General features: G+C 74.4%; 4 protein-coding genes and 2 tRNA genes. 4 read left to right on the forward strand and 2 right to left on the reverse strand.

Annotated features, from left to right (window positions below; all coding sequences use genetic code 11):
• Window positions 1-218: 218 nt before the first annotated feature.
• Together ACFWN1_RS29455 and ACFWN1_RS29460 are read left to right on the forward strand one after the other, a co-directional pair.
• A complete protein-coding gene (locus tag ACFWN1_RS29455; protein ID WP_384368520.1) occupies window positions 219-812 on the forward strand; it encodes a SigE family RNA polymerase sigma factor in 594 nt (197 codons plus the stop codon).
• Window positions 813-923: 111 nt separating this feature from the next.
• Complete coding sequence (locus tag ACFWN1_RS29460) at window positions 924-2,579, forward strand: long-chain fatty acid--CoA ligase (protein ID WP_384368523.1); 1,656 nt, start codon at window positions 924-926, stop codon at window positions 2,577-2,579.
• Window positions 2,580-2,619: 40 nt separating this feature from the next.
• Here ACFWN1_RS29460 and ACFWN1_RS29465 read toward each other — a convergent pair whose 3' ends face one another.
• Both ACFWN1_RS29465 and ACFWN1_RS29470 read right to left on the reverse strand, forming a co-directional pair.
• Window positions 2,620-6,939, reverse strand: coding sequence for a PAS domain-containing protein (locus ACFWN1_RS29465; protein ID WP_384368526.1), 4,320 nt, complete (start codon window positions 6,937-6,939; stop codon window positions 2,620-2,622).
• A 305-nt stretch (window positions 6,940-7,244) separates the two neighbouring features.
• The gene (locus ACFWN1_RS29470; RefSeq protein ID WP_384368529.1) at window positions 7,245-7,952 is read right to left on the reverse strand and encodes an SSI family serine proteinase inhibitor; all 708 of its coding nucleotides are present in this window, start codon (window positions 7,950-7,952) and stop codon (window positions 7,245-7,247) included.
• Between the two features lie 200 nt (window positions 7,953-8,152).
• Here ACFWN1_RS29470 and ACFWN1_RS29475 point away from each other — a divergent pair.
• Window positions 8,153-8,243 (forward strand) — tRNA-Ser (locus ACFWN1_RS29475).
• Window positions 8,244-8,465: 222 nt separating this feature from the next.
• Window positions 8,466-8,538 (forward strand) — tRNA-Arg (locus ACFWN1_RS29480).
• Window positions 8,539-8,844 lie beyond the last annotated feature (306 nt).

Here is an 8,844-nt window from a genome sequence, read left to right on the forward strand (position 1 = left end):
GGCCGGCACTTCGGTGCCCGCCGCGCCGCTGCCGCACGCCCGGCCGAGCCCCGTTGCCGCGCCGCTCAGGGAACCCCTCCGGGACAACCCCCAGGCCGGGCGGACCCCCACTCCACCTTCAGGAGGTCCGGTGAACCCCACCCCTACAACCTGAGGCGGACCCGGTTTCGGGACCTCCGGCCGATCCCCGGCGGCCCGCCCGCTCCTAGCGTGGAGTCATGACCGCACCCGTCTGCACCAGCGCCTCGGCCGCCGCCGCCGCACCTGCGCGGCAGACTCTCCCCCACCCCCGGCTCGCACCGGCCGGCACGTGGCTGTACCCCTCCTTCGCCTCCTACGTCCACGCCCGCCACCCCGCCCTGCTGCGCGCCGCCCGCTCGCTGACCGCCAACACGAGCGACGCCGAGGATCTGCTGCAGACCGCGCTGGCCAAGACGTACGTCGCCTGGGAGCGCATCGAGGACCACCGGGCGCTGGACGGCTATGTGCGCCGGGCCCTGCTCAACACCCGTACCTCGCAGTGGCGCAGACGCAGGGTGGAGGAGTACGTCTGCGACGAGCTGCCGGAGCCCGAACCGCGTTCCGGCGCCGACGACCCGGCCGAACGGCAGGCGCTGCGTGACGCGATGTGGCGGGCGGTGCTGCGGCTGCCCGCACGCCAGCGGGCCATGGTCGTCCTGCGCTACTACGAGGACCTCAGCGAGGCCCGGACCGCCGAGCTGCTCGGTGTCTCCGTCGGCACCGTGAAGTCCGCCGTCTCCCGCGCCCTCGGAAAGCTCCGCGAGGACTCCGAGCTGGGCCTCGCCCGCTAGGAGGCCGCGGGCCCAGTTTCCGTCCCGCTAGTGACATACCGCGCGGTATGTGCGCAGAATCAGCGCGACTCTACTTCCGTCCAGGCAACGCTGCCGGGGAGGACGCCCGCCGTGCTGAGCACCATGCAGGACGTACCGCTGCTGATCTCGAGGATTCTGGCCCACGGCTCGACCGTGCACGGAACATCGCGGATCACCACCTGGACCGGCGACGCCGAGCCGCACCGGCGGACCTTCGCCGAGATCGGCACCCGCTCCGCCCAGCTCGCGCACGCCCTTGAGGACGACCTCGGGGTGCGGGACGACGACCGCGTGGCCACCCTCATGTGGAACAACGCCGAGCACGTGGAGGCGTACTTCGCCATCCCGTCCATGGGCGCCGTGCTGCACACCCTCAACCTGCGGCTGCCCGCCGAGCAGCTGGCGTGGATCGTCGACCACGCCGCCGACCGCGTGATCATCGTCAACGGCTCGCTGATCCCGCTCCTCGCACCGCTGCTGTCCCAGCTGCCCACCGTCGAGCACATCGTGGTGGCCGGCCCCGGCGACCGCGCCCCGCTCGCGACCGGCACCGCGCGGGTGCACGAGTACGAGGAACTGCTCGCCGGCCACCCGGAGACGTACGACTGGCCCGAGCTGGACGAACGCCGGGCCGCCGCCATGTGCTACACCTCCGGCACCACCGGCGACCCCAAGGGCGTGGTGTACAGCCACCGCTCGGTCTATCTGCACTCGATGCAGGTCAACATGACCCAGTCGATGGGCCTGACCGACCAGGACCTCTCGCTGGTGGTCGTCCCGCAGTTCCACGTCAACGCCTGGGGCCTGCCGCACGCCGCGTTCATGACCGGCGTCAACATGCTGATGCCGGACCGGTTCCTCCAGCCCGTGCCGCTCGCCGACATGATCGCGACCGAGCGTCCGACCTACGCGGCCGCCGTCCCCACCATCTGGCAGGGCCTGCTCGCCGAACTCGGCGCCTATCCCCGCGACGTCTCCTCCCTCGTCCAGGTCACCATCGGCGGCGCGGCCTGCCCGCCCTCCCTGATGGCGGCGTTCGACGCGCTCGGCATGCGGGTCTGCCACGCCTGGGGCATGACCGAGACCTCCCCGCTCGGGACGGTCGCCCGGCCGCCCGCCCACGCGATCGACACCGAGGAGGAGTTCGCCTACCGGCTCACCCAGGGCCGCTTCCCCACCTCCGTCGAGGCCCGTCTCACCGGCCCCGGCGGCGAACGCCTGCCCTGGGACGGCGAGTCGGCGGGTGAGCTGGAGGTGCGCGGCCCCTGGATCGCGGGCGCCTACTACAACGGCCCCGACGGCGAACCCCTGCGCCCCGACGACAAGTTCAGCGCGGACGGCTGGCTGAAGACCGGTGACGTCGGCACCATCTCCCCCGACGGCTTCCTCACCCTCACCGACCGCGCCAAGGACGTCATCAAGTCCGGCGGCGAGTGGATCTCCTCGGTCGTGCTGGAGAACGCCCTGATGGCCCACCCGGACGTCGCCGAGGCCGCCGTGGTCGCCGTACCGGACGAGAAGTGGGACGAACGCCCGCTCGCCACCGTCGTGTTGAAGGAGGGCACCGAGGTCGGCTTCGAGGCGCTGCGCGTCTTCCTCGCCGAGGAGTGCGGGATCGCCCGCTGGCAGCTGCCCGAGCGCTGGACGATCGTCGAGACGGTCCCGAAGACCAGCGTCGGCAAGTTCGACAAGAAGGTGCTGCGCAGGCGGTACGCGGACGGCGAGCTGGACGTCACGCAGCTCTGACCGAGCGGGCCGGGGTACGCGAAGTACCCCGGCTCCTCGCTCAGTTGGTGCCGATCCTGGCCAGCAGGTCCACGATCCGGCCCTGTACCTCGTCGCTGGTGGAGCGCTCCGCGAGGAACAGCACCGTCTCACCCGACGCCAGCTTCGGCAGGTCCGCCGGCTCGACCGCCGCCGTGTAGACGACCAGCGGGGTCCGGTCGAGCTGCCCGTTGGCGCGCAGCCAGTCCACGATCCCGGCCTGACGCTGCCTGGTCTGCATCAGGTCCATCACCACGAGGTTCGGCCGGAACTGCCCGGCCAGCGTCACCGCGTCGGCGTCGCTCGCGGCCCGCGCCACCTGCATCCCGCGCCGCTCCAGCGTGGCGGTGAGCGCCAGCGCGATCTCCGCGTGCTCCTCGATCAGCAGCACCCGGGGCGGATGCTGCTCGCTGTCACGCGGGGCCAGCGCCTTCAGCAGCACGGCCGGATCGGCGCCGTACGCCGCCTCCCGGCTCGCCTGGCCGAGGCCCGCCGTCACCAGTACCGGCACCTCGGCGGCGACGGCAGCCTGGCGCAGCGACTGGAGCGCGGTCCGGGTGATCGGGCCGGTCAGCGGGTCCACGAACAGCGCGGCGGGGAACGCCGCGATCTGCGCGTCCACCTCCTCGCGCGAGTGCACGATCACCGGCCGGTAGCCACGGGTGCTCAGCGCCTCCGAGGTCGTCACGTCCGGGGCGGGCCACACCAGCAGCCGGCGCGGGTTGTCCAGCGGCTCCGGGGGCAGCTCGTCGTCCATCGGCTGCGGACGCGGGGTGTCCGCGACCTCCACGGCACCGCCCGGCCCGTCCAGCGGCTCGGGCCCCTCGGCCGCGTTCGCGTCGGGTGCCCCTATGGCGTACGACCGTCCGACCCCCTCGGTGCCCGGCACGCGGCGCGCCTGCGCGGGCGTCGGGGTGGCCTCGGGGTGCGGACGCGCGCCCGGCTCGGGCTGCGCCTCCGGACGCGGGGGCGGGGTGCCCAGCTTGCGACGCCGCCCGCTGCCGTTGGTCGCGTGCGGCGGCGGGGTCGCGGTCGGCTGCCGCACCTGCGCGGCCTGCCGGACGAACGGCACGCCCTGCCCCAGCGTGCGCACGCTGATCGCGCGCCCCTGCGTGGAGTCGGGGTCGCCCCCTCCGGGTGCCTCGGCGGGCAACGGCTGCGCGGCCCTCGGCGGCGTGAACTGCGGCGGCAACGAGGCGCCGGGCAGGCCCGCGCCCGCCGTGTCGTCGTCCTCGTCGTCGGGCCCCGGCTGCGGAACCGGCGCCATCGCCGCCGGCGCGGGCGCCGCGGCGGGCGCCGCCGGTACGGGCACGGCCTCGGCGGGCAGCGGCTGCGCCGGTACGGCCGCCTCGGGCGCGGTCGCCTGCGCCGGTACGGGGAGAGGCTGGGCCGGAGCGGACGCGGGTGCGGCGGCCTGCGCCGGAATCCCCGCCTCCTGCTGCTGCCCCGGCTGGGCCACGGCCCGGCGGCGCCTCCCGGTGGGCGCGGTGGTGGGATGCGGCTGCGGAGGCGTGTGGTCCTCGGACTGGTCCACGGGCACGGCGTCATGCCGCCCGTCATCGGCGGGCCCGCCCCCGGCGGGTACCTGCGGAAGGGCGGGGCGGACCGTGGCCTGGGGGACTGGCGCGGGGGCCTGAGCGGCGGCGGGGGCCATGTCCGGGGCGGTACCGGTGCCGGGGGCGGGAACGGGACCCGGCACCGGAAGGGGACCTGGCGTCGGGGCGGGACCCGGCACCGGAGCGGGGCCCTGCGCGGGGACGGGAAGGGCAGGCCGCGCCGGAACCGGCACCGGACCAACGCCCGGAGCGTTACCCAGCGTCCCCGGAGCCGCACCCTGCGCCGGAACCGGCACCGGGCCGGCACCCGGAGCGGACCCGCCATCCGGAGCGGTGTTCACGGCCATCCCCGGCGCAGCCCCCGTACCGGCGGCCGTACCCGCGCCGGGCAGCTGAGCCCCCGGCGGCGGCCCGACCCGCACGGCCGGCGCCTCGGACTCCGGGGTCCGGTCCGCCTCGGCCGGCGGCAGGGCGAAGACCGTACGCGTGCCGGCGTCCTGCGCGGCGGCCCGTTCGGCGGCGGCGGCCAGCGCACGGCGGCGCCGGCCGGTCGGCTGGGAGTCCTCGGACGGCGTGCCCTCCGCACCCGGAGCTGAGCCCCCGGCGGCGGGGAGCGCGGGCGGCAGGGCGGCCTGCTCGCCGGAGTCCTGACGGGCGCGCTGCCCGGCGGGCACCGGTACGCCCTGCGGCGGCACCGCGCCACCAAGTCCCGTGTTCGAAGCTGCCGTTCCGGCGGCATGCTCGGCCGCCGTCATCACGGCACCCTCGGCGGCCACCCCGTCACCGGGGGCGGCGGCGATCTCGGCGGGGCGTCCGCGCCGCCGCCCGGTGCCGCTGGAGGCCGCCTCCGCGCTCTCGATCGCGGCCGGACCCGGCTCCTCGACAGCGGGGGCGCCCCGCCTGCGCCGGCGCCCGGTGGGCGCGGCGGCGTTCGTCGCGTCGTCCGCGCCCGCGACCTCGCTCTCCAGGAACGCGTCGGTCGACGCCCGTCGCGCCCGCCGCCGACCGGCACCCTGCTCGCCCACGAGGGCGACCTCGGCGCCGGTGGACACGGCCTCGCGCGGGTCCGGTACGCGTGCGGCGACCGTGCCGGCGCCACCGCCCAGCGGCACTTCGAGGACATAGGCACGCCCGCTCATGCCCGGCACCTCGTGTGTCTGGAGCACACCTCCGTGCGCCCGGACGATGCCCCGCACGATCGGCTCGTGCACCGGGTCGCCCCCGGCGAACGGCCCGCGCACCTCGATCCGCGCGACCTCGCCGCGCTGGGCGGCCGCGACCACGACGGTGTTGTCCAGGTAACCGGCCGCCGACACGGGCGCGTTACCGGTGGCGTCCACGCCCGCGACGTCCGCCACGAGGTGGGCGAGCGCGGTGGCGAGCCGCTGCGGGTCGACCTCGGCCTCGATGGGCGGCGCGTGCACGGCGAACTGCACGCGGCCCGGCCCGATCAGTTCCACGGCCCCGTCGACACCGGCCGCGACGACCGCGTCCAGCATCACCTTGGTGCGGGCGACGTCCTCCGCGCCGGCGTCGAGGCGCTGGAAGCCGAGGACGTTGTCGATGAGGGCGGTGATCCGGGCGTACCCGGCCGACAGGTGGTGCAGCACCTGGTTGGCCTCGGGCCACAGCTGGCCCGCGTCGTCGGCGGCGAGGGCGGCGAGTTCACGGCGCAGCTCGTCCAGCGGGCCGCGCAGGGAGGAGGCGAGGAGGCTGAGAAGCTGTTCGTGGCGGCCGGAGAGAGCCTCGTACCGGTCCTTCTCGCGCTCGCCCAGGGCGGCGTACCGCTCCTCGCCCGCGGCCAGTTCCTCCGAGAGCTTCTCGCGCAGCTCGGCCAGTTCGGCGGCACCGCGCCCGGTCAGCTCCTCCCGCTCGCCCGCGTGCTTCTGGCGCAGCGCGGTCAGGTCGGCGGCGTGCTCCTCGGCGAGCCGCTCCAGCTCCTCCGCGTGCGCCTTCTCCAGCGCCTCCTTCTCCTCCGCGAGCGCCTGGTACGGGCGCCGGTCGGTGAAGGTCATGACGGCGCCGACGAGCTGGTCGCCGTCGCGCACCGGGGCGGTGGTCAGATCGACTGACACCTCGGCGCCGCTCTTGGCCCACAGCACCTGCCCGCGCACCCGGTGCTTGCGCCCGGAGCGCAGGGTGTCGGCGAGCGGCGACTCGTCGTACGGGAAGGGGGAGCCGTCGGCGCGGGAGTGCAGTACGAGGGTGTGCAGTTCGCGGCCGCCCAGCTCACCGGCGCGGTAGCCGAGGATCTGCGCGGCGGCGGGATTGACCAGCACGATCCGGCCGTCGGTGTCCGTGCCGACGACGCCCTCGGAGGCCGCGCGCAGGATCATCTCGGTCTGCCGCTGCGAACGGGCGAGTTCGGCCTCGGTGTCGACGGTGCCGGACAGATCCCGCACCACGAGCATCAGCAGCTCGTCACCCGTGTAGGCCGAACCGTCGTACGCCTGCTGGGGGTTCTCCAGGTTCGCGCTGGTGACCTCGACCGGGAACTCGGTCCGGTCGGTGCGCCGCGCGACCATCCGCGTCGGCTTGGTCCGGCCGTGCGGGTCCATGTGGTCGGGGCGGCGCATCGAGCCGGGGATGAGCTTGGAGTCGAACTGCGGCAGCAGATCGAGCAGGCCACGCCCCACGAGCGCCGTACCGGGTGCCTCGAACGCCTCCAGGGCGATGGTGTTGGCGTTGACGACCGTGCCGTTGGCGTTGACCAGGAGCAACGCGTCGGGCAGGGCGTCGAGTATGGCTGCGAGGCGAGCAGCGCCTCGGGATGGCCTGCTGCTCACGAGACGCTTCCTCCCTGTCACCGCACCTTGCCGACCGCTCGGGCCATCTTGCCAATCCGCCCGCTGGGTGTCACGCGAGGGAGTCTAAAGGCTCCGCTCCCGCGCACGCCGCCGGATGGGAGGGAGGTACCACGACGAAGTGACGCCGAACATATGCCCGCATCCCACCACGGGTCGCTGTCCACAGCCCACGGCTCGCCGCTGACATGGCACTCCTCGGCGCTCGTCGGCACCCTTTGGCACTCCGCCCACTTCCTGAGACTCCCTGGGACCAGCGCGGGACCTCCGGGGGATTTCGGGGATTTCTACGCCCCCACCCCCGGCAGGAAGGGTACGAGCCGGTCCCAGCGGGCGATCTCGCACCCGTTGCGGCGGCTGAAGTCGGCCTTCACCGGGCGGCCGGCCCAGTACCCGGTGACGTGAGCGGTGGCGGGACCGCCGTCGATCATGGTGCAGAGGCTGTCCGGGCGGACGGGGGCGAAGGTGTCCTGCCCCCAGCGGGTGTTCTCGTCCAGGACGCGACAGGCTGCGTCGGGGTCGGGGTGATCACCGGCAGCGGGATGACAGAACAACTGCCGCACACCGTCCCGACCTGGTCCTGCGCCCCGTACGACGAGGGTGAGGCGGTCGCCGCCGCGGTCGTCGGGGAGTGGGGGTGGGGGGAGGGCGGGGGTCGCGCGGTCCGGGGCCGCGGTGTGGGTTCCATCGGTCGGGGGTGCGGCGCGGCTTGCGTGGTCCGGGGCCGAGGCGGGGTCCGTGTGGGCTGGGGTTGCGGCGGGGTTCGGGCGGACCGGAGCGGTGGCCGGGGCCGCGTGAGTCACAGCTGCGGCACTGGTCCCGCGAGCCGGGGCCGCGTGGGCCGCCGGGACCGCGAGGGCTGCGGGCGTCGTGGGAGTCCCGTAGGCCGGGGCGCCGGCGGGAGCCGCGTGGACCGGGGCGGTGGTGAGGCCGCCGAGGAGGGAGACGGCAAGGACGGCGAGGGACGCGGGGCCGCGCCGAGGGGGAGCACTCATACCCACCCCAACGCGCGCCCCGGCCGGATGTTGCGCCCCACCTGCGGGACCACCTCCGCGGGCGGCTCGCGCCTCGCCGGGGGAAGCCCTTTGCCCTGTGGGCATCCCGCCTAGTACCGTGGGGACCGATTGGTGACACCGCGCTTGCCTGTGTCATCATCTGCACGCACCGATCGCGCGCTCGCGTGAATGGTTGTGCTGGAGGCGTCGCCTAGTCCGGTCTATGGCGCCGCACTGCTAATGCGGTTTGGGTCTTAAAGCCCATCGAGGGTTCAAATCCCTCCGCCTCCGCCCCTGATCCAAAGCCCCGGTCCACCTGGACCGGGGCTTCGGTGTTGTCCGGGGGTGTCCCGGCCTCCGGCCCCCTGCGTTCGATCCAGGTTTCGACGTTTCCGCAGCTCAGGCCGGGTGCGGGGAACGGATTTCACATGGCGGCGGCAGTCATGTAATGTTCTTCCTGTCGCCGGGGCAGGCCGAAAGGCCAGCGAAACGGAGACAAAAATAAAACAACAAGCACTCGTAGCTTAACGGATAGAGCATCTGACTACGGATCAGAAGGTTGCAGGTTCGAATCCTGCCGAGTGCACACAAGTGAGAGGCCCCGGAGAGATCCGGGGCCCTCTTGCGTTTCCGCTCGGACAGCGGCCTATGACGGCAACCGCTTCGGCGATGCGGTACCTGTGTCCTCGAAGCGTTGATCAGCGGCGCGCGGGCAGCGATGCTGTTCAAAGTTCCGTTACTGGATCAAGGCGGCCCGCCTACGGCCGGCCGCGCGCGCTGGCGGCCACGGGGCGCCGCCGCCCCCTGTCTCCACCACCCCGCCGGCGGGGCCCCCCCGCCCACCGCGCCGGAGGGCTGGGGGGGGCACGCGGAGGCCCGGGGGGCCCAGGCG

Source organism: Streptomyces sp. NPDC058459, assembly GCF_042721685.1.
Classification (GTDB): Bacteria; Actinomycetota; Actinomycetes; order Streptomycetales; family Streptomycetaceae; genus Streptomyces.

What these genes read in the sequence shown, in the direction of transcription:
- ACFWN1_RS29470 (WP_384368529.1), bottom strand. Translation starts at nt 7,952, where the DNA reads ATGAGTGCTCCCCCTCGGCGCGGCCCCGCGTCCCTCGCCGTCCTTGCC.
- ACFWN1_RS29455 (WP_384368520.1), top strand. Translation starts at nt 219, where the DNA reads ATGACCGCACCCGTCTGCACCAGCGCCTCGGCCGCCGCCGCCGCACCT.